Origin of the sequence: Glaciecola sp. 1036 (genome assembly GCF_050306235.1) — a bacterium.
Classification (GTDB): Bacteria; Pseudomonadota; Gammaproteobacteria; order Enterobacterales; family Alteromonadaceae; genus Glaciecola.
Map to the genome: position 1 here is coordinate 34,024 of NZ_JBLWFH010000008.1, position 21,990 is coordinate 56,013.

A 21,990-nucleotide genomic window follows, 5' to 3' on the forward strand; every position below is an offset into this window, starting at 1 on the left:
ATGCTGAAATTATCATTGAAAGCCCGAAACAAATTTTTAGTCGGAATAACCGCTTTAGCCTGTTTAGGCAATGCTTTCGCTGCTGGTACGGACTCTCCTGACGAGGTTGAGTATTTCGATCAGAGTAAATTTAGAGCATCTGATTACTGGAAATCTGCGGATCAGTTATCAAACTTGCCTTGGAATTTATCATATCAAGGAAGTGATGCTGAAAATGTGTTAGTTACTACAAGTACAGTTAACTCTCCTTTGGAAGATACAAGCTCACAAATCATGACGGCGGGACAGTACGCTGACATGGTGTTGCAATTTGAATTCTTGTTGCAACCAGAAAGTGAAATAGATGTTTTACCTATGGGTCGCTATGGGATTAGATTTTCTTCAAAGCAAAAGGCCAAGGGGGTGTTGGCCTCCGGTGCGGTGGCTGCGTCTTGGGATGAGTTTGATGCCAGTAATCCAGAACGTTTGTTCGGCGGATTCTCGCCTATTGAAGAAACGCAATTAGCAGCTAATACTTGGCATAAAGTTGAAGTTAGATTTCGAGCACCGCGCTATGATGAAGCCCACAATAAAGTTGGTGATGCCTTTATTTTGTCCGTTTCCTTAAACGACAAACTGGTACAAAAGAATATTCTGGTTTCATTACCTTCAAAAAATGCCAGATGGCACTGGGAGGGAGAATCAGGTCCCGTGGCGTTTGATTTGATTTCTGGGCAAGCAGCCTTACGTTCAGTATTGGTTTCTAGAGCAGATTTCTCCCGTTTAAGTTTACCAAGCGAAAGTCGCGCTGATAATAACGAAGCCGAATTAGTCGACTTGATCGCCGAAGGTAAAACAGCCTTTGCGCAATATGGCTGTATTGAATGTCACTCAATCAAAAAGGCAGATCCTTCGGTTAAAACAGGTCCTAATCTATATGGGCTTTTTGCAATGGAACCCAGAAAGCGTTGGGTGCAGAATCAAGAAGGTCATTTATACGAAGTGCGTGCTGATAAAAACTATTTAGAACGCAGTATTCGTAGTGCAGATGCGGAACTTGCCATAGCAGAAAGCGGCGCAAAAGAAGGCGAACCCTATTTGCCGATAATGCCGCGTTATAACCAAGAAATTATTCCTGATAAAAATATCAGTGCAATTTATGCTTATTTAAAAACCCGACAGGACGTGGATAAACAAGGTCCAGTAGTACAATTAGAAGATGCTACAGGACCCGTAGAATATGATCCTATGCAAGATCCAATGCAGTTTGTAGTGCAAGAACGCATTCGAATTCAACGCGGCCCAATGGCTGATTTGAGTGGTCGAGCTATTCATGTCGGACATCCTAACGGCATTCATTATGCGTTTGATCCGAGAAATTTATCCGTATCTAAGGTTTGGCAAGGTGGCTTCTTAGAAACGTCTGGAGAATTAACGGGTCGTGGCGGCAAGGGATTCAAAATTGGATACGCCGCGGTTGAAGCTAACATTGGCGAAATGGATGCGCTTTTACAACCTATCAATGCAGCAGGAAACAAGATTGATTTTTCTTTTAAGTCGCCAAAATTTGGTGATCAAGAGACCCTTCTTGCATCGACCCATTCACCGTTATCTCTAGAAGAGCGCACTGCACAACAAGACGCTCAGTTTAAAGGCTATTACCGCGATTCAACTCAGCCTTTGAGCCCGGTTAGCTTTTTCTATTCAGTGGGACAGAACGATGTAGCCATCAGCCATTCGTTTTCACAGCAAGGCAAACTGACAATTCAGGTGTTAGGTAATTTCAAACAAGGACAAGAGTTCGCAGTCAATCAATTTGGTCTTACCAATATTGAAGTGTCCAAAGGCACTATTAAAGATGGCATTTGGACTTTACCTGCAAATAGTAAAACCAATGCTAAATTGGTTGCTAATATCACTTTAGTAGACACCCCTTGGCTCGCAACAGATACTAAATTCAATTACGAACAACAAGCTTTTGAAAAACGTGATGGCGAAGCTGATTTACCACCTGGGTACTCCATTGAAGATTGGTTAGCGCCTTCAGATAACGCCGGTCGAGAGCAATTATTTGAAGCTATAGGTTTAGATACAGCCGCAAATGGTGATTTGTTGGTTTCAACAAGAACCGCTGGCGTTTGGCGTAAACGTGGCGACAAATGGATGCTATTCGGCGAAGGTATTTTTGATAGCTTAGGCATTTTGTCAGAGTCGGAAGATGGCAGCGTTGCAGTAGTAGGTAACAAAGCAGAGCTTACCCGAATTAAAGATGTAAATGGTGACGGAATAGCTGACTTCTATGACACCCTATTTGATAACTTTACCAATGGCAGTAACTATCATTCATATACCCATGGCCCTATCAGAGATGGTCAAGGCAACTACCTGATCACTTTGAACCTAGGCCATGGCGGCGGTATTCCTTATACTGCTGGTGGGAATGTAATGGGGACTCATGGGGGTTATTTGGGATGGGCATTTAAAATATCACCCGATGGTGCTTTTGAAACCTTTGCCAACGGATTACGTAGCCCCGCAGGTTTAGGTATAGATCCAGATGGCAACCTTTGGTATGCCGATAACCAAGGCGACTTTGTCGGCAGTTCAAAAATATACTTGTTGGAAAAAGGCGCGTTTTATGGCCATCCAGCGGGTCTAATTGATGAAGCTGATATGACGCCTGATAGCCCTGAAATTCAATGGCAAAATGTGATTGAGCGCAAAGCCAGAGCCGCTATTGTTGTCGCTCATGCTAGAGTAGCAAATTCACTAGGTAACCTTGGTTGGGATACCACCGATGGAAAATTTGGACAGTTTTCTGGGCAAGGATTTATCGGCGATCAAACCCAATCAAATCTATCTCGAGTAACTTTCGAAAAAGTAAATGGCACATGGCAAGGTGCGATGTTGCCGTTTGCTAGTGGTATGGCATCTGGTGTTATGAAGCCACTGTTTTTGTCTGATGGTTCTATGCTGTTGGGTCAAACAGGTCGTGGTTGGCATGCAAAAGGTGGTAATGCAGCAGCGCTTCAACATGTGGTATACGATGGAAAAGCAACCTACTTAGCCATTGATGAAGTACATATTACCAATGATGGTTTCAGATTAAGTTTTACTCAATCATTGCCCAAAGGTTTGGAAAACACGCCTATCGAAAAATGGTTGAATATTGAATCCTGGACTTATCGAGATGCGCCAGACTATGGCTCTGATGAACTTGGATTGATGCAAGATAAGATTGCTGAGGTCAACATTGATAGCGACCGTAAAGCGTTAACACTACGGTTGGAGACGCCTGAGATACCTCAAGTACACCCACAACAAACCGGTCGGATTTATCACATTTTGCTAGCAAATCCAGCGTTGGAAAAAGCCAGTGCGAATAGAGCTATTGAAGCTTATTATTCTGCTCAAGGATTTAAACAATAAGTTTATCTAAGTAACTACCGCAATGAGGATTTTAGACATATCTTCATTGCGGATGTTTAACTCAATTCTACTGTAAGAGGTCAGTGGCAACTGCCTCTATCTCAGGCACCAAGTAATTTTTCCAACCATTCAATAAACATATAATTGTGTCGAGAAAGTTGCCCACCTTTATTTGGAATGTAGTAACAAAGTTGAGAATCTATGGGTTGAGTCGTTAACTCGGTAAGTAAACCTGATTTTACATAACCCTGAGTAAGCGTACTTGAGCAAAACACAAAAGCATCTTCTATTAAACATTGTTGAATACCAAATAATTCTTGATCGTAATGCTTAATGTCGATTTTTTTGTTTTCTAATTTATTGAGTTTGAGCCATGCGTCAAGGGGGAGCTTGGGCAAGTCAGGATTTTTCCATTCGGTACTATAAATAGTTACTTGCTCTGCATTATTAAATTTGCTCGCAGCGCTAGCATTAGCAAATAAATTAAACAGCTCTGTTTTGACAATATCCTCTTTGTTTTGCTTGTCTATATCACCCAATCTAATGGGGATGGAAAAGTTGTCTGGGACAATACTTTCTCCGCTAGTAACATTGATCTCGACCTCAGGGTATTGGCAATAAAACCCCTGCAAAGCCGGAATCAGTACTAATGCTGCAAATGAGGATGTAGTAGCAACATTAATCTGCTTTTCACTACTAGCAATTTTACTAATTGCAGTTTCAATGGTTTGGAAACCTAGGCTGGTAGCGACAGCGAGCTCCTTTCCAGCTTGAGTCAATATCACCTTTCTGGCTTCTCGCGAAAACAAATGAATACTTAAACGCTGTTCAAGATTATTGATGTGGTGGGAAACTGCGGTCGGCGAAATGGCCAATTCATGAGCCGCTGCTTTAAAACTTCCTAGTCTAGCGGCGGATTCAAATGCCTTTAGTGCAGGTAAAGAAACTTGCATTAGAAATTCTCGGCAGGAAATAATGTTAATTTAGATGAGTTAAATTCATCTGTAAATGTTTTTTATTCGTTTGTAATTTGTCCTATTCAGCACAAGAATAATACTCACTATTAATTGTTTAAGGTAATTGATCATGAGCGTTGTATTACATATAGATTCAAGTGTCAGGGCAGTATCAAATGAAAATCCAGAATACGATTCGATCTCGAAAAAACTGGCGAAAATTTTTGTAGAAGAATACAGAAAAGAGATTGATTTAGATGAGTATATTTATCGTGATATCGGGGTTAACCCTCCAGCATTTATAACCCAAGACTGGATTGGTGCTGTATTTACGCCGGAATTAAAGCGAAGTGTTGAACAGCAAGCATTATTGGCCCAATCTGATGCTTATATTGCTGAGCTGGAAAGAGCTGACATTATCGTTATTTCTTCACCCATGTATAACTATGGTATGCCAGCGCAGTTAAAAGCTTGGTTCGATCAAATTATACGTATCAATAAAACCTTCGATTTTGATTTGGCTCGCGGCGATAAGCCTTTGGCGCCTATTATGTCTGGGAAAACCTTAGTTGTAGTGACATCTAGTGGTGAATTTGGCTTTGAAAAAGGAGGAATAAATGAAACGTCAAGTCATCTAGTGCCGCATCTAAGAACCTTGAGCAAATACCTTGGAGTAAATGAAATTTATGAAATAGCTTCTGAATTTCAAGAATTTGGCGATGACAGGCATAAGGATTCTTTACGCAAGGCTGAGCGCAAAGCGATATCAATTGCGAAAGCGATATTTTCAAAAGAGGTAAGTAGCTGTATTGAAAATTAACGAATTGCCAAATAAACCTATTTATGCGGCCTTTTTTGCTTGGTTTGTAATGTTAAAGCAAATAGAAGCAACGCGAGTACGGGAAGGGTGTAGGGCGCATTGACATTAGTTGCATTCGAGACAAAAGCGCCTGAGCCAATGATCCTATTGGCTATATCCAATCCATAACCAATCGGCTCATAAAGATTAAGTCGATTCTCATCTTTAAGCATATCGTCGAGAGTGGCATAGGTGACATAAGAGGGGACGCCTGAACTGGAGAGATCATTGAAAAGACTCCAGTAAAATTGGCCATCTGACCCTGAAGCTACAATATTATTCGCTATATCTGCGCTGTATCCAGTGGGAGAGAAAATGTCAATGCGGTTAGTATCAGCTAGCATATCCATTAGTGAAGCATAAGTTGCATAAACCGGAATACCGTTGGGATTTGATAAGTTATTAAACAAATTCCAATAGGTAGTTCCATCTGAACCCGTCGCTATAATATTATTCGCGATTTCTACACTGTAACCGGTTGGTTCATAAAAACCTGTACGATTTGTATCATTTAACATCCCATTGATGTCTGAATATGTAGAAAACGAAGGAATACTTGTGGCTGTAGATAGGTTGTTAAAAAAATTCCAAAAGTGAGTGCCATCAGAACCTGTAGCTACCAAGTTATTAGCCACATTTGATCCGTAGCCGTCAGGAGAAAATATATCAACGCGATTTGTGTCAGTTAGCATGTCTTCAAGCGTACTATAAGTGACATAACTAGGTACTGAAGTATTGCTAGTTGTATCGTTAAATAAATTCCAATAAATAGCACTCGCAATGCTTGAATTAGATATGAAAATCAAAATGGCAGTTAGTAATATCCGTTTAACCATAATTCACTCCGTTGGTGTGCTTTAATCGAGCTTGGTGTTATTTGTTAATACCTATCTCTGTATGATTTTTATACAGTAGCGATTGGTGAGTAGATCTGTCAAATTATTTTGTTAATCCTGAGCTATGCATATAGTTTAATTTTTTCATTTGTGATTGCCTCATCTGCAGAGGGCAAAAGAAAAAGCTTTAAGATAAGACTCTGTCTAATTAGAAGCAAACCGCAGTTGCATAAGTATGGTTTTAGATTACTAAATTCTTTTGGTGGAAAAGGCATCTGATTTCAACTAGGATTTTTGATGATTGGCACTTAAAATATTGGTTAAACGTAAGTTTTAGTCAGAGAATCGGTTAGAACTATAAAGTTATCTGACGTAAGGAATCGAAATAAATGTTCAACAAAGGGTTGCTCATTACCAGTCTAACTATATCGCTTATCATTTTGTTATTCGCGGTTAGCGTGTTGGGAGAAAATCATCGGGCTCAAGGACTGATAGATTCTTATCTAGATGATTTAGAAAACGGAAATTTTTCTGCTGCTTGTTTGCCTATGGATTTCCCATCGTCGTTAGAACAAGTGGATCAAAATCTATCTTGTGAAGATAGGAACTTTATTTTTACTATAAGTTTAATTTCCATAGCCAACCCCGATTGGGCTGTTCAGTCGAACCAAAGCGATATTTTCAATTCTTCAATAAATCAGTACTGGCTCCCATATTTTACCCAGGAAAGTGTCAACATAGGTGTTTCTTTTCCAACCGCTGACAAGGCAAATACATTAGACAATTTATTTCTCATTAAAAGAGAAGGTTGGTCTTGGACTATAGCTGAAATAAATATGCAAGATATTGAATTTGCGCAGACATTTATCACCTATCAAAATAGTTTGAATTTAGAAAAATATGTCATTCAAACATCTGACAAAATCCAGTTAAAAGATGTAGAAATTGACTTTTTGAGCCTCACACCTTTGGACAAAATGGTTCTAAAATACAATCTGCAAAAAGTATATCAAGGGTTAGAGTAAGTGCCGCGTTGTTATTATCTGATATCCTCTGCTAGACTGAATTGAAGACCAATTCAGGAAAGGGATATTTAATGTCGCGTATTGCCATTTGTTTACTCATCTTTTGTATTTCACTAACAGGATGCACTTCTACTCAATCCTCATCTTCAAATGCTGAAATAAAGGTTGATGCGAACCAAGCGTTAGATGCCTTTTTAGAAAGTGATTGGAGCCGCATTATGCAGCAGTTCCCAGAATATGCATCTTATCTTGGTGTTGCTGATGACCAGCAGAATAGCTCATGGACAGATAACAGTCTTCAAGCCTATGAAGAACGTCATTTAGCGGATAAAGCAGCCCTTACTAAATTATTAGAAATTGATCGCAGTCAGTTGAGTGAACAACAAAAGACTAACTATGACTTGTACCAATGGCAGTTGGAAATGGAAATCAAGTCATATGCCTTCAAGACATTTTTGATGCCTGTTAGCCAGAGAGATGGCATCCAAACCTTAAATAATTTTATTAATTATGCGCCACTAAATACGCTCAAAGATTACCAAAACTGGCTAGCAAGATTAGATGCTTTACCTCAATTGATTGACCAAACACGTCAGTTAATGGAAGTTGGCATCAAAGAGAACATAGTGCCGCCAATTAAAACACTGTCTCGAGTGACTGGACAATTTGAACGGCATTTGGTTGATGACCCCAAAGATAGTCTTTTTTACGTGCCTTTTGAAACCCTTCCCGATACCTTTACTGATGAACAAAAAGCGCAATTACAATCACGTGCTTCTTTTATCATTAAAGAAAAATTATTACCCAAATACCAAGATTTCAATGCGTTTTTGATTAACCAATATTTGCCCGCCTGCCGCCAAGATGATGGTGTATGGGCTTTGGCCAATGGCAAAGCGTACTATGAATACTTGGTCGATTATTTCACTACTACCGATATGACACCTGATGAGATTCATCAATTGGGTTTGCAAGAAGTAGCGCGAAATCGTGCTGAAATGGACAAGGTGATTGAAGAGGTTGGGTTTGAAGGAAGCTTTGAAGAATTTCTACATTTTCTACGCACCGATCCCCAATTTTATTATGAAACCCCAGAAGCTTTATATGAGGGGTATTTGGCGGTCAGTAAACGGCTCGATCCTGAGTTAACTAAATTGTTTGGTAAATTACCTCGGATGCCATACGGCGTTAAGGCTATACCGGACAACGTAGCGCCGCAAACTACTACAGCTTACTATAGTCCGCCGTCAGCAGATGGAATGCGCCCAGGTTATTATTATGTCAATTTGTACCAGCCTGAATCGAGGCCGAAATATGAAATGGAAGTACTCAGTGTACATGAAGCCGTTCCCGGACATCATTTGCAGATTGCATTGCAGTCAGAGTTGGGTGAATTACCGCCATTTAGACGCTTTTTAGGTTTCACGGTATTTATAGAAGGATGGGGTTTATACAGCGAGCGCTTAGGATACGACATGGGATTGTATCAAGACCCTTATTCGCGATTTGGCCAATTAACCTACGACATGTGGCGATCAGTGCGCTTGGTGGTGGATACAGGCATTCATTATATGGGTTGGACTCGCCAGCAAGCCATTGACTATTTCAAAGCTAACGCGGCCAAAACCGAACAAGATATAATCAATGAAATTGACCGATATATTACCAATCCAGGGCAAGCGCTGGCCTATAAAATTGGTCAATTGAAAATGCTCGAATTACGTGAGAAAGCAAAACAAGCGCTTGGAGACAAATTTGATATACGCGCATTTCACGATGCAATGTTGGGCTCTGGTTCTGTGCCACTGAACGTGCTAGAAGAGACTATTAATCAGTGGATTGCTGATAACAAATAGCATTATTCTAAAAAAACGAAAACAGACGCTAAATGCGTCTGTTTTTCATTTCATTGGCACAATAATCAACCGCTCTAGCGGTTAATGCCATAAAGGTAAGTGACGGGTTAACTGTACTTGAGGAACAAAAACTAGCACCGTCGGTTACAAACAGATTGGGAATATCATGTGATTGGTTGAATCCATTCAACACCGAGTCTTTAGGATCTCTACCCATTCGCGCAGTGCCTAGTTCATGTATAGCAGATCCTGGCGGCTTGGTATCGTAAGACACGGATGCTTGAATATTCACCGCGCCAGCAGCTTCTAGCATTTTTTCACATTGATAGGCAGCATCATCCATCATGCGTTTTTCATTATCTGACCATTGGGCATTAAAATGCAGCTGTGGCATGCCCCACTTGTCTTTTTTGGTTGGATGCAAGGACACTTGATTTTCAAATCTGGGTAACATTTCACCTTGGGCAAAAAAGCCAAAATACCAGTCACCGGGCTGTGTCAGACGCTTTTTGTAATCTGCACCTATGCCATCTTGATAGGCGCCCCCTTTGTAGTTACCTCGTCCGGCATCACCACCCAGTGCATACCCTCTTACAAAGCCTTTTTGATACTTTTCAGGTTTATAATAAAAATTAGGTACATAAATGCCTGTTGGTCTGCGACCCGAATAATATTCATCGTCGAATCCCGGCATACTGCCGCTGGCTCGGGCATTGTAACAATGATCCATCAAGTAATGACCTAACACCCCCGAACTATTGGCTAAGCCGTTTTTAAACTTGGGCGTTATGCTGTTTAACAATACTTGAGTAGAACCAAAAGTAGATGCGCAAAGGAACACTGTTTTGCCATAGTATTCACGTTTATTCATAGTTTGTGCATCTATTACGTTGACACCTTTTACCCGATTAGTTTTTTCATCGTATATCAAACTGTGAACAATTGAATTAGGGGCTATATGCAGATTCCCGGTTTTTACAGCTGCTGGTAAAGTGGAACTTTGGGTAGAAAAATAAGCCCCAAGTGAACAGCCCTTTTGGCATTCATTTCTGGCCTGACAATTCACCCGTCCTTGACTAATATGAAAGGATGTAGGCTCAGTTAAATGGGCCGTTCTCCCAATAATTAACGGGCGGTCTGGAAATTTTTCCGCTAACTTTTGCTTGGCCACTTCTTCAGGTTTATTCATCTCAAAGGGCGCAATAAAAACGCTGTCTGGAAGCTGCTCTAAATTATCGCGAGTACCAGAGATACCCGCATGTGTTTCTACATGGGCATACCATTTTTCCAGGTCTTTGTAGCGTATTGGCCAGTCATTCCCATGACCATCTTTAAGGTTAGCTTCAAAATCAAACGTGCTCATTCGGTAAGACTGACGATGCCACAGGAGTGATTTACCGCCAAGTTGATTGCCACGAATCCAACGAAAATCTGTGCCATCTTCAGTGGAATAGGGCATGTCTCTGTCGTTGTTAAAGAAGTGCTTAGTCATGTCACTAAAGGCGTAACTGGTAGATTGGATTTTGTATTCCTGTTCTACCAACAAATTACTCACTTTAGTGCGATTAGGAAACTCCCATGGGGGAACATTTTCTGTGGTGTAGTCTTTTCTGTGCTCTACCACGCGGCCACGTTCTACCATCAGTACTTTGTAGCCTTTCTCGGTAAATTCTTTTGCTGCCCAGCCGCCGGAAATTCCAGAGCCAACAACTAGAACGTCAAACTCTTCTTGAGTCTCGTTTATATACAATTTTTCGTTCATATATATTCTTAATAATAGTCTAGCGAACCGGATGTTTTAGTGCGCTCATCCACGGGAATAGAGCCTTTGTAACCACCAGGATATGGCTGGAAAAACAATGCCTTTTTTACGCCATCTTCAGAGGTGAAATAACCGAAAACGATCAGTGATTTAAGTAATTTAAAATCCGCTTTTTGCGAAGCCGAAAATCCGCGTAAAGCTTCAACCTCAACTAAAATCTCAGTTTGCTTTTCAGTCGGAAGCGCAGCAAAAGATTTACCGTAGCTTTGCATCGTTTTGGAATCGATTACATCTACAATATCAATACAACGCTTTTGATCTTGTTCACTGTGACACTGCAACAGTTGATGATCAACAAATCCATGGCAATCCACATCTGCAGCACTAGGAGTATCAGTTTTTGGAATTACTGTGGCGCAAATGCTTTGCAAAGTCTTCATTTGAGCTTGGCTAAAAGTAACGCCAGCTTTATCCGCACTGTTTGGCCTGGGTGTATAAGCCAAAGCCGTTGAAATTCCAGAACCCGCGACGAGAGACGTAGCAGCGGCTACCCCAATTGCTTGGGATAGCCGCTGTAGAAATTCGCGTCTGGAAGTGTTTTCTAAGGACGCTTTTTGATTCATTACTGCTTACCTTATGAGGCTGGGTTTTCAGCTTCTGTATGCGCCGTTTGACGATTACGCATGAAGAAGAAAAAGCCACCGAACAACACAATTAAAACCATTGGGAAGTAAATCATGTTTGAAAGTACTGCTGGGCCTGCTACGGCCGCTATTGCGGTTGGATCTGTTATACCTGATGCTTTAGCACTTTGTTCAGCGGCATCAAACCAACCCCCGATAAAGGGATTCCAAGCGCTCACTGCAAACATTCCTGCACCGCCCGCTAACGACATTCCAAGAGCGCCGGTTTGTGGTGTGTATTCAGCTACAGAACCTATCATAGTTGGCCAGAAGTAAGTAACGCCTAATGCGAATACAACAGCAGCCACATAAACTAATGCACCTGATGCGTTCATCATTAAGAAGATACCAATTGTAGTGGTAACCGCAGACCCTAGTAATACTCCCGTTGGGTTAAATCTATGCACCAAAGGACCTGCAAAGAAACGACCAACCGCCATTATTCCAGTAATCATGGCTAAAATGACCATAGGGTGAGCACCAGAGTTACCTAACATTTTTTCAATCCACTGCTGGGTTCCAAGTTCTGCCGTAGCGGTAAGTGTCATACAAGCGATTAGGAAAATGTACATAGGTGTAAATAGGTGGCGCAAATTATTTGTGGTCGAAAGCAATTTTGCATCTGCAACTGGGAAAGTCGCGCCGAATAACATAACGCCATAAATAATTGTTGGAATTATCATAGTCGCAATTTGCCATTGCCAGCTGATACCTGCTTGAGTCATTGCAAATGATACTAAAGCACCAATTACAATGCCGCCTGGGAACCATACGTGGAAGCGATTCAGCATAGTCGTTTTATTATTCGGATAAATATCGGCGATAATCGGGTTACAGCCTGCTTCTACTGATCCGTTAGCAAAACCAATTAAAAAGGTGGAGATCAATAGGCCCAAGAAATTATCAGCGAAGATAGTTAATACCAAGCCCAATAAATGGCACACAAAGGCTAACCAAATAAGTCGTCTTGCACCTAAAGCGTTATATAAGAAACCGCCAAATGCTGTGGCAAGCGGAAAACCAAGAAATGCCATAGCGTTAACCCAACCAAGTTCATTGCCAGATAGACCGTATTGCTCACCGAGTTGTGTCAATATACCTGCGCGTATAGCAAAGGTCATCGCGGTTACAATTAATGCAATGCAACTTAAATTAAATAGACGAGATTTTTCCGATTCTGTCATGGTAGAAATTGTCATTATTATTACTCCTATTTCAAGCCGAGAATAGCGCGGTTTAGCTCGTCATCAGCGCCTGACCCAGCAAAATCATCAAATGCTTTTTCAGTAGGTCGAATCAAATGTTCGCTAATGAATTTTGCACCCTCTGCTGCGCCATCCATTGGATGTTTCATGCAGCATTCCCATTCCATTACTGCCCAACCATCAAAATCGTAAGCAGTAAGCTTGCTAAAAATAGCTTTAAAATCGATTTGTCCATCACCTAATGAACGGAAACGTCCCGGACGATCAATCCATGACTGGTATCCTCCGTACACGCCCATTTTGCCTGAAGGTCTAAATTCAGCATCTTTCACGTGGAAAGCTTTAATGCGCTCATGGTAAATATCAATAAATGCTAAATAGTCCAATTGCTGCAAGATAAAGTGACTTGGATCGTAAAGAATATTGGCACGAGGATGGTTATCCACTGCTTCTAAAAACATCTCGAAGGTAATGCCATCGTGCAAATCTTCCCCTGGATGTAGCTCATAACAAACGTCACAACCTGCGTCTTCAAACGCATCCAAGATAGGACGCCAGCGTTTAGCTAATTCAGCAAAGCCAGCTTCAACTAATCCGGCAGGACGTTGTGGCCAGGGGTAAAATGTCTGCCATAATAGCGCACCGGAAAAACTGGCATGAGATTTTAAACCAAAACGTTCGCTGGCTTTGGCTGCATATTTCATTTGTTGTACAGCCCATTCGGTTCTCGCTTCAACATTGCCACGTACTGACTCATCTGCAAAACCATCAAACATAGTGTCATAAGCAGGGTGAGAAGCCACAAGTTGGCCTTGTAAGTGGGTAGACAACTCAGTTAGGGTTAAACCATGACTTTCTAAAATGCCTGTCACTTCCTGACAATAAGTCTCGCTTTCTGCCGCTAATTTCAAATCAAATAAACGCTTGTCCCAAGACGGCATTTGAATGCCTTTAAAGCCTAATCCGGCTGCCCATTCACAAATGGCATTTAGGTCGTTAAAAGGTGCTTCATCGCCAGCAAATTGTGCTAGGAAAATACCTGGCCCTTTGAGTTGTTTCATGTTGGATTCCCATTCTTATTAGCTTTGGTAAGAGTCTGAGGTTTGCTTAAAAAGCGCACAGACCTAGGCCAAATTATAGATGTAAAATATTTGTTACTAACTTTAACCAGCTTTTATTACAACTGTTAATAGAAATTCGGTTGTGCATGCAACATATTCGGCGTTAACATAGAGGGGCTTGAAGCATGGGGTAATAAGTACGCAATGAAGAACCAACAAAAGCAGAGAGAGCTGGCATTTTTGGAACAAGCGGGAATAGAACAAATCGTACAAATGTATGATCTTGTGCCTGGCACCTTGTTTTGGATTAAGAATCGCGAAAGTGAAGTCATGTACGCCAATAGAGCTTTTCTTGAAACCTTCGGTATGAAGCATTTACATCAGTTATTTGGTCGTAATGATGAGTTTTTTTCCCCGCCGCACTTGGCCAAACAATACATTATCGATGATAAAAAGGTGATGGCTGGTGAATTAGTGACGAATAGAATCGAACTGAATTTTGGCCGTGACGGTAATTTTGCATGGTTTAGTACCACAAAACGCCCCCTGTACAATGCTAACCAAGAAATTATTGGTTCACTCGGCGTTTCACAGCATCTAGAACGTTCTTCGCATGATCTATCAACCATTAGTGCTATTCGAGCGCCGGTGGAGTACATCAGGAAAAATTTTCATACAGATATTTCCATTGAAGATTTGGCCAAAGAAGCCTTTTTATCTGTCAGTGCTCTCGAACGAAGATTTAAAAAATACCTATCCAAGACGCCAAAGCAGTTTTTAAATGAAATTCGTTTAGAAAATGCGCGCCGCATGTTGATAGAAACTCAGCAACCGATAATGGAAATTGCCTATCAGTGTGGTTTTTCTGAACATAGCTATTTTAGTAAGCAATTTAAGGCCTTGTTCGGTATTTTACCTTCACAACTAAGAAAACAGGTAATTGAGTCTAATGTGAGTAACGATAACAATCACGAACCAGTTTAATGATTGAAAAATGTTGGCTTACGCCGATTATTTACTAGTCTCAACCGAATTAGACATACTCATTTTAAGCGCTTTTCCTTTAGTATTATGTGAAAATAATGTAAAAATAATTTGCGTACAGTTTATAAAGTCATTCAAAGCATTCTCATCGGATAATGCGTGCTTTGCGTCAAACACTTTCCTTGACTGGCGCAGAAATAGGACGCTTCAATGGCAGTTACTCGTTATACCTCGTTGGCTCTAGTGCTATGTAGTGCATTAATTGCATGTTCTGAACAACCCAGTACACAATCCGCAGAAGACGCTCAAAGCAAAGTTACTGAGCAAAAAAAAGTAGAGAAAAAAATACCGACTAAACCGGCAAAGCCCATTGAACAAATTGAGCAAGAAGCGCAATTGCGAATGCAGAACTTTAAGCTCTCTGAAGGATTTGAAATCAGCTTATGGGCCGACGAAACGCAAACCCAGAATCCGTCTTTTTTTACCTTTGATTCCCAAGGTCGCATGTTAATGGTGGAAACTTCTCGATTTGCCGCCGGTGTAGATGATATTCGTGGTCATGAAAACAAAACCGTTGAGGATATTTATTTAACCTCAAACGAGGAAAGACTCGCACTGTATGAAAAATACGCTTATGAGCGACCTATGTCTTATTACAGCACTGCTGATGACATTATTCGTTTAGTACAGGATACAGATGGTGATGGCCGCGCTGATAAATCCAATGTATTTTCTGATGGATATGATGGACCTTTAGAAGGTATAGGCGCTGGCGTCATTGAACGGGACGGTAAAGTCTATTTCACCAATATTCCAAATTTGTGGATGCTCGAAGATACTGATGGCGACGGTGAAGCTGACAAAAAAGTCTCTTTACAAGACGGTTTTGGTATTCGCATCAGCTTTTTTGGTCACGACTTGCACGGCTTAGCTTGGGGACCAGACGGTAAACTTTACTGGAGTATTGGTGACCGAGGCTTCAATGTTAAAACTAAAGAAGGTAATCATTATTACGGACCAAATTTAGGTGGCGTATTTCGGTCAGATCCAGACGGATCGAACATTGAATATTTTTATAACGGTCTGAGAAACCCACAAGAGTTAGCCTTTGACGATTACGGCAACTTATTTACTGCTGATAATGACGGTGACGGCGGTGATACCGAACGCTTGAATTATCTGGTAGAAGGTGGAGATTCTGGCTGGCACGCTGGCCATCAAAGCATCATGAGTTTTACTGAGCGACTTAAGCTTAGATCATCTTTTTATACGGGTGACAATAAAATTCCAAATGCTTGGATGACCCAAGAAATGTATGTGCCTAGAAATGACAAGCAACCTGCGTTTTTGTTACCTGGTATTGGTAAACTAAATGGCGGCCCCTCTGGATTCGTGCATAATCCGGGCGATAGCTTTGGTGAAGCTTACAAAGATAAGTTTTTCGTCATACATTACATGGGAACACCTGCTTCTAGTTACGTTTCAGCATTGACTGTTGAGCCGGACAAAGCAGGATTTATCCTTGCTGAGAACCAAGAGTTTTTACGTGGTTTCAACGCGGTTGATCTTGATTTTGGTCCAGATGGCGCCTTGTATTTATCTGAATATAATTATGGCGGTTGGTCACCTGAAGGACAAGGGACAGTCTATCGTTTGGTAAACCCGACTTATGATGCGACTGAGTCTGTTAAACAAACCCAAAGCATTCTCACAAGCGATTTTGGACAATATGACAATACCCAATTGGTAGATTTAATTGGGCATCAACATCAACGAGTCCGCCAAAGGGCGCAATTTGATTTGGCTAAACGTGGCCAAGCCGCTATGGATATTTTTAGCCAACTAGCGACTGATAAATCTTTGCCAGAATTGACACGCATCCATGGTATATGGGGCTTGAGTCAAATGTCGTACAACAATGAACAAGCATCAGAGTTATTAGAAACTGTTAGAGATCTTTTGGCCGATGCTAATCCTCAAATTCGCATTCAGGCGGCTAGAGTAGTTGGGGATCATAGAGATCTCACTTCGGCTGAAGCATTGGTTTCTTTGCTAAATGATGAGCATCCACGTGCGGCTATGTATGCGGCAATAGGTCTTGGTCGAATGGGCTATGATAAGGCGATCGACAAGGTTATTGAGGTGATTGAAAAGGCGGGCGATGAAGATCTGTTTTTACGTCATGGTTTAGTGATGGCCTTATCTGGTATGTCTAAAGATGTTTGGTGGCCACAGCACAAACACAGTTCGCCGGATGTCCGAATGGCAGTGCTTTTAGCGGCGAGAAAAGTCAAAGACAGCGATATTCAGGTTTTCTTACAAGATGAAGAGCAGGCGATTGTAGATGAGGCTATCACCGCAATAAATGATCTTGGCATAGTTGAAGCGCGCCCAGCATTGGCTAAATATCTTGACGGCTTAATTGATCAACCAGCGGAGTTTTATCCACAAGATAAAACTGCCCAGTGGGAATACCATAGAGTAATAAATGCAAACTATGCCCAAGGTGATATTGAGTCCGCTACACGACTTTTGGAATTTGCAGCATCAGAACATTTGCCCCTTCGTCTGGCAAGTGAAGCCTTGTCGGCGCTAGAAGCATGGAACAATATAAATCCCATAGATGCGACAACCGGGCTGCCAACACTGGCTGAAAAACAAAGAAGTGATATCAGCGCTGTGGTAAGACAAAAATTAGCAGACGTACTTGCTCAAGTGAAAGGCAACGCGTTAGTGCAAGGGCTTAGATTAGCGCAAGATTACGATATTGCTATTGACCCTGACGTATTGCTAGCGGCAGTATTTAATCAATTGGAACAAACAGAAGTTAGACTGCAAGCTTTGTCTTATTTAATCAATAATAAGACTCCAAATATGCAAAGTGTATTAGCAGATCTCACCATTGATTCTGATGTGGATATACGCGGAAGAGCGCTAAAAGAACTTTTTGCACTAGACCAGACACAAGGGCTACAACGCGCAAAAGTATTTTTAGCCAGTGAGCATATCAAAGACAGACAGGTCGCTTATCGCGTGTTGCAAGGCAGTGATTCTCCAGAGGTAGCCAGTTTAGTTTTAGCCGATATGCAAAATCTTAATTCTACTCAAACACCTGACGGTGCGACACTTGAATTGCTCGCGTTAGCTGAGCAAATTAAACTGCCAGAAATACAAAAAGAGCTTGCCGCCTATAAGGCACGCATAGCGGACGCCGCACCTTTAACTAAGTATGCAGCCAGTTTATATGGCGGTGATCCTGCCAAAGGTGAGCAAATATTCAGTGGTGGTGGAGCAACAGAATGTCTCCGTTGTCATATGGTCAATTGGAATGGCGGTGAGGCAGGTCCTGATTTAAGTAATATAGGTGCTGAACGTTCAAGAGTATATTTATTGGAATCTATTGTAGATGTGCAGGCGAGAATAGCCCCAGGTTATGGCATTATGGTGCTGAAACTGAAAAATGGAGAAGCTGTCAGCGGTATCTATCAGGGAGAAGATGAAACCAGCATTACTCTTGAGTTACAAGACAATAAAATGCAGTCTTATTCTCGGGACGATATTCAGGACATTCAACGTCCGGTGTCAGGTATGCCACCTATGCATCTGTTGATGGATGAATTCCAGATCAGAGATATTGTGGCCTACTTGTCTCAGCTAGAGCGTCAATACGAGAAAGTTGAAGACGTGCACTAATTTAACCTGCAAAAGAGTCAGCTATTGTTGGCTCTTTTCGCTATTAAAACATTAGAGAGATTCGATTACCTTAAGTCCTTTTTGGCAAGCCGATAAGTAACCATTTCCAAACAAATTAAAATGATTTAAGTAGTGGTAAAGATTGAATATATCCCGTTTTGTTTCATATTCCTTATGTAAGGGCGCAAGTTCTGTATAAGCCGAATAAAAAACAGGGCTAAATCCACCAAAAACTTCCGTCATTGCAATTTCAGCTTCTCTGTCACCGTAATAAACGGCCGGATCTATTAGCCAGACTTTGTCGTCGTGGCTGAAGAGTACGTTGCCATTCCACAAATCACCATGTAACAAAGAGGGTCCTTGGCAAGTCCCATTTAAAAACGCAATAAGCCTTTCAGAGTTATTGTTTAACACTTGGTTAAAGCTACTTTTAAGCTTGGTGTCTTGAATTAAATTTATCTGATAAATAAGCCTATAATTTAAAAAGAACTCCCCCCAGTTCTGGCTTTGAATATTTGGCTGCGGATTTAATCCTATGAAGTTGTCTGCATGAAAACCGTAGCTTGCGCCGTAACATAGATGAGCTTTCGCCAGATTTCGGCCCAAAGTTTCAAACTGTTGTTGACTGGCAGGCTTGGTGTTTATGTATTCAAGTACCAATTGCCTATCATTAAGTGCGATTATTTTTGGAGTGTAGAGCGCAATATCTTGCTCATCAAATAGCCTGGAGAGTGTCTCCAGGCCTTGCGCTTCAGCTTTTAAAGCGGATGCACCTTGTGGTGCCCGTTTGATAAATTGCATCTTCTAACATTATAAGAAGGGGGTTATTGTAAACTAATATCTCCTGGCAGAATTTTCAATTCAATATTTCTGAATTCAGTGCCGTGACTTTCAGCTTGAACGGAAATGTAACCTTGGGACAGAGGTTCGCCATTGTCCAAATGAGGGTTGGTAAATTCAAACACTTGCTCACCATTGATAAAGTGTCGTACTCGCTCATTGCCTAACACTTCTATTTCAGCTGTTACCCATTGATCGCCAGGGTAATGTTTTGAGGTTGAGTTAATGCAATGGGTGTCTTCACGCTTACCATTGATAAACACATAAGTACCACCTGAACACATATTTCCAGTGGTTCTGATTTCACCTTCATTACGTGACTCAGCGGCTAATAATTGCATTTCTAATGAAGCAGGAAAGCTTTCGCCGAAGGCGATGGTACTTGGATCTTGGCTATGTGCCATAATCCCATTGTTGCGATACGCCCATGCTGGTGCCCCCTCAGCTTGTTCGCCAAAAAAGCGATATTCTAAACGTAGGCGATAATGTGAATGCGGTGTCTTATAAAAGATGTGACCGAAACGGCCATCAAATTTATCCCAATTCTCATACGAGGCAATGAGTTTGTTGTCTTTTACTTTAAAGGTATTTTTATAATTGACGCCAAATTCTTCATTCACGAATTTAGCTTGCCACCCATCGAGGTTTTTACCATTAAAAATCAGTGTCCATTGATTTAACTGCGGATCTTGCGGGCTGATGTCTGATGCACAAGATAGAATGCCTAATAAGGCAATGGGAACAACGAAAAGTTTTTTCTTCATGATTAATGCTATTAGCTCTATGTAAACTGATTTTCGAGAGGTCTGTCAGTATCTATTGCTTTGTAAGATTAATCTAGATTTTACAAGATAAAATAAGTTAACTGATAATTAACGTAATATTGAAAAGGTGTTATTAAAATGGCAAGGGTTGAGCACCCTTGCGCTATTGTAGAAAAATCCCTAAAAGTTGCCAACTAAGCTTGGCCTTGCAACCTGAATACTTGTTTACTCAATCTATCTTTGAGGTCAGTCAGGTGCTCTGATTGTTGGGCCAAATTGTCTGCCTCTTGCAAGCTAGATTGTGCTGCAATTTGCAAACAATCGATTCTATGATCAATATTTTTATTCAGAGACAACTGTTCCTGCAAGGTGGTATTAATTTGCCCATTAATTTCAGTAATTTTGCCGACGGATTCATCTACACCAAGTAATTTTGCAGCGGCGTCTTCAACAATTATAACACTCTGATTTACGCCATCGGAACCTTTGTCTATGGCATCTATGGCCTCATTCGCACTGGATTGTAATCGGTGAATAATGGTTTTAATTTCTTCGGTCGACTCTTGGGTTCTTGATGCTAGAGTACGAACTTCGTCTGCCACCACTGCAAAGCCTCTACCTTGTTCTCCTGCTCTTGCGGCTTCTATCGCTGCGTTAAGCGCCAACAGATTGGTCTGTTCAGCCACGCTGTTGATTACGTCCACAACACTGCCTACTTGTTGAGTGTAATTGCCCAAATCTGCAATTACATTAGCGGTGTTTTTAATTTGTGCATTTGCTTGGTTGATAAGTGATAAAGTGTCATTCATTATCTGGCGACTGTCGTTTGCCGAAAGCTTAGCATTACCAGCCATTTCACTCGCAAGACTTATGCGTTTAGCCATGGCATTTACGGCTATTGCTAACTGTTCAGTGGACGCTGAAATTTCGACAATTTGATGACTTTGATCAGATGCCTTGTTACGCATATTCATTGTACTTTGAGAAAGCGTTTGACTGGCGTCTATCAGATCTTTTTGTTCAAGTTCTAGTTCATTGCTCACGCATTTAAGCTTTTCTCGAATAGCATTAACCGCATCGCTTAACTGGCCAATTTCATCCTTGTTTTTATATTCAGGGAAGGGGGAAAAGTCACCACTAATAACGGCTTTTAATTGCGCAATCATACGCGCTAGAGGATATGCGAATTTACGGGTTAAGTAGAAGCGAGTGATTAAATAAGCCGCCACTAATATGATAAAGCTGGCGATGTAAGCAAGTAAGGTATAAGTGCTACTAGAAGTGGCTAATTGTTTATTGATCTCATCAATATGCAGTTGAGATTTCTCTACCGCATTTTTTAACGCATTTGATGGGGCGCGATCTATACCTCTGACATGCTTATCCCCCATTTTGTGATCAAAGTTGTTTCGAATAAACAAGCTATAACCTTGTTGATATTGTTGATAAATCTCAGCATGGGATTTTTGAAAAATGCGAAGGTCATCCATGACTTCAGCAAACCCTTTGCTATTCAATATTTCTGTTGCTTTGGCCTGTATTTCTTGTTGACCTTTGTTAAAGCTGTTCCAGTATTTGATCCTATCTTTTTCAACATGTCCTCTTAACAGTACATTTTTCCATTCTTGTACTTGGGTTTTAAAAGACTGATTCAGATCTGCGATGGCCACAGAGCTCGCACTTTGTTCGCTCAACAAGAGTTTGTAAGCATCGATTTTCGATGATAACAATGAGGTTAATAATAAAGATGTACAAAATAGGGTGAGTAATGCTGAAAGAACAATCAACATCAGACGATTTTTTACGGTGGTCAATAGCATAATACTTCAAGCGCTAGTTAAATACAGGGCATATTTTGTATCTACAGATGCTAAAAAAACTTTATGCTATTAGTGTTGTTGTTTGGTTAAATAGTTGTTAATTGTGGTTTGTTTGCGTATTTTATCGACAAAATATCGACATTTAGCTACCAAATTAAGTTTTTATTACAGTCACGATTAGCCTAGAGCGTGTTTATCTTTGTTCATTAATTGCGTTGGCGACTAAAATTTAACAGAA

15 protein-coding genes are annotated in these 21,990 nt (G+C 41.0%); 6 read left to right on the top strand and 9 right to left on the bottom strand.

What is annotated here, in order from left to right; genetic code table 11:
- Positions 1-3,408: a family 16 glycoside hydrolase gene (locus tag ACNKW3_RS12645; RefSeq protein ID WP_427399666.1), complete on the top strand. Its 3,408-nt coding sequence runs from the start codon at positions 1-3 to the stop codon at positions 3,406-3,408.
- Positions 3,409-3,509: 101 nt separating this feature from the next.
- Here the strand turns inward: ACNKW3_RS12645 and ACNKW3_RS12650 are convergent, their stop codons facing one another.
- The gene (locus tag ACNKW3_RS12650) at positions 3,510-4,361 is read right to left on the bottom strand and encodes a LysR family transcriptional regulator (protein ID WP_427399667.1); all 852 of its coding nucleotides are present in this window, start codon (positions 4,359-4,361) and stop codon (positions 3,510-3,512) included.
- 133 nt (positions 4,362-4,494) lie between these two features.
- Between ACNKW3_RS12650 and ACNKW3_RS12655 the strand changes: the two genes are divergently transcribed.
- Complete coding sequence (locus ACNKW3_RS12655; protein WP_427399668.1) at positions 4,495-5,184, top strand: FMN-dependent NADH-azoreductase; 690 nt, start codon at positions 4,495-4,497, stop codon at positions 5,182-5,184.
- 17 nt (positions 5,185-5,201) lie between these two features.
- Here the strand turns inward: ACNKW3_RS12655 and ACNKW3_RS12660 are convergent, their stop codons facing one another.
- Positions 5,202-6,059 (bottom strand): hypothetical protein, encoded by an 858-nt coding sequence (locus ACNKW3_RS12660; protein WP_427399669.1) that lies wholly within the window; start codon positions 6,057-6,059, stop codon positions 5,202-5,204.
- Positions 6,060-6,448: 389 nt separating this feature from the next.
- On the opposite strand from ACNKW3_RS12660, the gene ACNKW3_RS12665 reads away from it, so the two are divergent.
- Positions 6,449-7,084 carry a hypothetical protein gene (locus ACNKW3_RS12665; RefSeq protein ID WP_427399670.1) on the top strand — a complete coding sequence of 212 codons (636 nt, stop codon included), beginning with the start codon at positions 6,449-6,451 and terminating at the stop codon, positions 7,082-7,084.
- Positions 7,085-7,155: 71 nt separating this feature from the next.
- Positions 7,156-8,940: a DUF885 domain-containing protein gene (locus ACNKW3_RS12670; RefSeq protein WP_427399671.1), complete on the top strand. Its 1,785-nt coding sequence runs from the start codon at positions 7,156-7,158 to the stop codon at positions 8,938-8,940.
- A gap of 28 nt (positions 8,941-8,968) precedes the next feature.
- Here the strand turns inward: ACNKW3_RS12670 and ACNKW3_RS12675 are convergent, their stop codons facing one another.
- Genes ACNKW3_RS12675 through ACNKW3_RS12690 form a run of 4 tightly spaced genes read right to left on the bottom strand, consistent with a single transcriptional unit; the run spans position 8,969 to position 13,651 of the window.
- Entirely contained in the window at positions 8,969-10,702 is a 1,734-nt protein-coding gene (locus tag ACNKW3_RS12675) for a GMC oxidoreductase (protein ID WP_427399672.1), read from the bottom strand.
- 8 nt (positions 10,703-10,710) lie between these two features.
- The gene (locus ACNKW3_RS12680; protein WP_427399673.1) at positions 10,711-11,325 is read right to left on the bottom strand and encodes a gluconate 2-dehydrogenase subunit 3 family protein; all 615 of its coding nucleotides are present in this window, start codon (positions 11,323-11,325) and stop codon (positions 10,711-10,713) included.
- 11 nt (positions 11,326-11,336) lie between these two features.
- The gene (locus ACNKW3_RS12685; protein ID WP_427399674.1) at positions 11,337-12,584 is read right to left on the bottom strand and encodes an MFS transporter; all 1,248 of its coding nucleotides are present in this window, start codon (positions 12,582-12,584) and stop codon (positions 11,337-11,339) included.
- 11 nt (positions 12,585-12,595) lie between these two features.
- A complete protein-coding gene (locus tag ACNKW3_RS12690; protein WP_427399675.1) occupies positions 12,596-13,651 on the bottom strand; it encodes a sugar phosphate isomerase/epimerase family protein in 1,056 nt (351 codons plus the stop codon).
- 204 nt (positions 13,652-13,855) lie between these two features.
- Here ACNKW3_RS12690 and ACNKW3_RS12695 point away from each other — a divergent pair, with 204 nt between their 5' ends.
- Both ACNKW3_RS12695 and ACNKW3_RS12700 read left to right on the top strand, forming a co-directional pair.
- Positions 13,856-14,635, top strand: coding sequence for a helix-turn-helix domain-containing protein (locus tag ACNKW3_RS12695; protein ID WP_427399676.1), 780 nt, complete (start codon positions 13,856-13,858; stop codon positions 14,633-14,635).
- 210 nt (positions 14,636-14,845) lie between these two features.
- On the top strand, positions 14,846-18,328 hold the full coding sequence (locus ACNKW3_RS12700) for a PVC-type heme-binding CxxCH protein (RefSeq protein WP_427399677.1): 3,483 nt from the start codon (positions 14,846-14,848) through the stop codon (positions 18,326-18,328).
- Between the two features lie 51 nt (positions 18,329-18,379).
- Here the strand turns inward: ACNKW3_RS12700 and ACNKW3_RS12705 are convergent, their stop codons facing one another.
- From ACNKW3_RS12705 to ACNKW3_RS12715, 3 genes are all read right to left on the bottom strand, one after another.
- A complete protein-coding gene (locus ACNKW3_RS12705; protein ID WP_427399678.1) occupies positions 18,380-19,129 on the bottom strand; it encodes a fructosamine kinase family protein in 750 nt (249 codons plus the stop codon).
- 23 nt (positions 19,130-19,152) lie between these two features.
- Positions 19,153-19,932 (bottom strand): 3-keto-disaccharide hydrolase, encoded by a 780-nt coding sequence (locus ACNKW3_RS12710; protein ID WP_427399679.1) that lies wholly within the window; start codon positions 19,930-19,932, stop codon positions 19,153-19,155.
- A gap of 194 nt (positions 19,933-20,126) precedes the next feature.
- Positions 20,127-21,752 (bottom strand): methyl-accepting chemotaxis protein, encoded by a 1,626-nt coding sequence (locus tag ACNKW3_RS12715; RefSeq protein WP_427399680.1) that lies wholly within the window; start codon positions 21,750-21,752, stop codon positions 20,127-20,129.
- Between the last annotated feature and the right edge of the window lie 238 nt (positions 21,753-21,990).

Coding starts and splice junctions, on each gene's coding strand:
- ACNKW3_RS12710 (WP_427399679.1), bottom strand. CDS start 19,932: ATGAAGAAAAAACTTTTCGTTGTTCCCATTGCCTTATTAGGCATTCTA.
- ACNKW3_RS12665 (WP_427399670.1), top strand. CDS start 6,449: ATGTTCAACAAAGGGTTGCTCATTACCAGTCTAACTATATCGCTTATC.
- ACNKW3_RS12685 (WP_427399674.1), bottom strand. CDS start 12,584: ATGACAATTTCTACCATGACAGAATCGGAAAAATCTCGTCTATTTAAT.
- ACNKW3_RS12680 (WP_427399673.1), bottom strand. CDS start 11,325: ATGAATCAAAAAGCGTCCTTAGAAAACACTTCCAGACGCGAATTTCTA.
- ACNKW3_RS12655 (WP_427399668.1), top strand. CDS start 4,495: ATGAGCGTTGTATTACATATAGATTCAAGTGTCAGGGCAGTATCAAAT.
- ACNKW3_RS12700 (WP_427399677.1), top strand. CDS start 14,846: ATGGCAGTTACTCGTTATACCTCGTTGGCTCTAGTGCTATGTAGTGCA.
- ACNKW3_RS12695 (WP_427399676.1), top strand. CDS start 13,856: ATGAAGAACCAACAAAAGCAGAGAGAGCTGGCATTTTTGGAACAAGCG.
- ACNKW3_RS12670 (WP_427399671.1), top strand. CDS start 7,156: ATGTCGCGTATTGCCATTTGTTTACTCATCTTTTGTATTTCACTAACA.
- ACNKW3_RS12675 (WP_427399672.1), bottom strand. CDS start 10,702: ATGAACGAAAAATTGTATATAAACGAGACTCAAGAAGAGTTTGACGTT.
- ACNKW3_RS12690 (WP_427399675.1), bottom strand. CDS start 13,651: ATGAAACAACTCAAAGGGCCAGGTATTTTCCTAGCACAATTTGCTGGC.
- ACNKW3_RS12705 (WP_427399678.1), bottom strand. CDS start 19,129: ATGCAATTTATCAAACGGGCACCACAAGGTGCATCCGCTTTAAAAGCT.
- ACNKW3_RS12650 (WP_427399667.1), bottom strand. CDS start 4,361: ATGCAAGTTTCTTTACCTGCACTAAAGGCATTTGAATCCGCCGCTAGA.
- ACNKW3_RS12660 (WP_427399669.1), bottom strand. CDS start 6,059: ATGGTTAAACGGATATTACTAACTGCCATTTTGATTTTCATATCTAAT.
- ACNKW3_RS12645 (WP_427399666.1), top strand. CDS start 1: ATGCTGAAATTATCATTGAAAGCCCGAAACAAATTTTTAGTCGGAATA.
- ACNKW3_RS12715 (WP_427399680.1), bottom strand. CDS start 21,752: ATGCTATTGACCACCGTAAAAAATCGTCTGATGTTGATTGTTCTTTCA.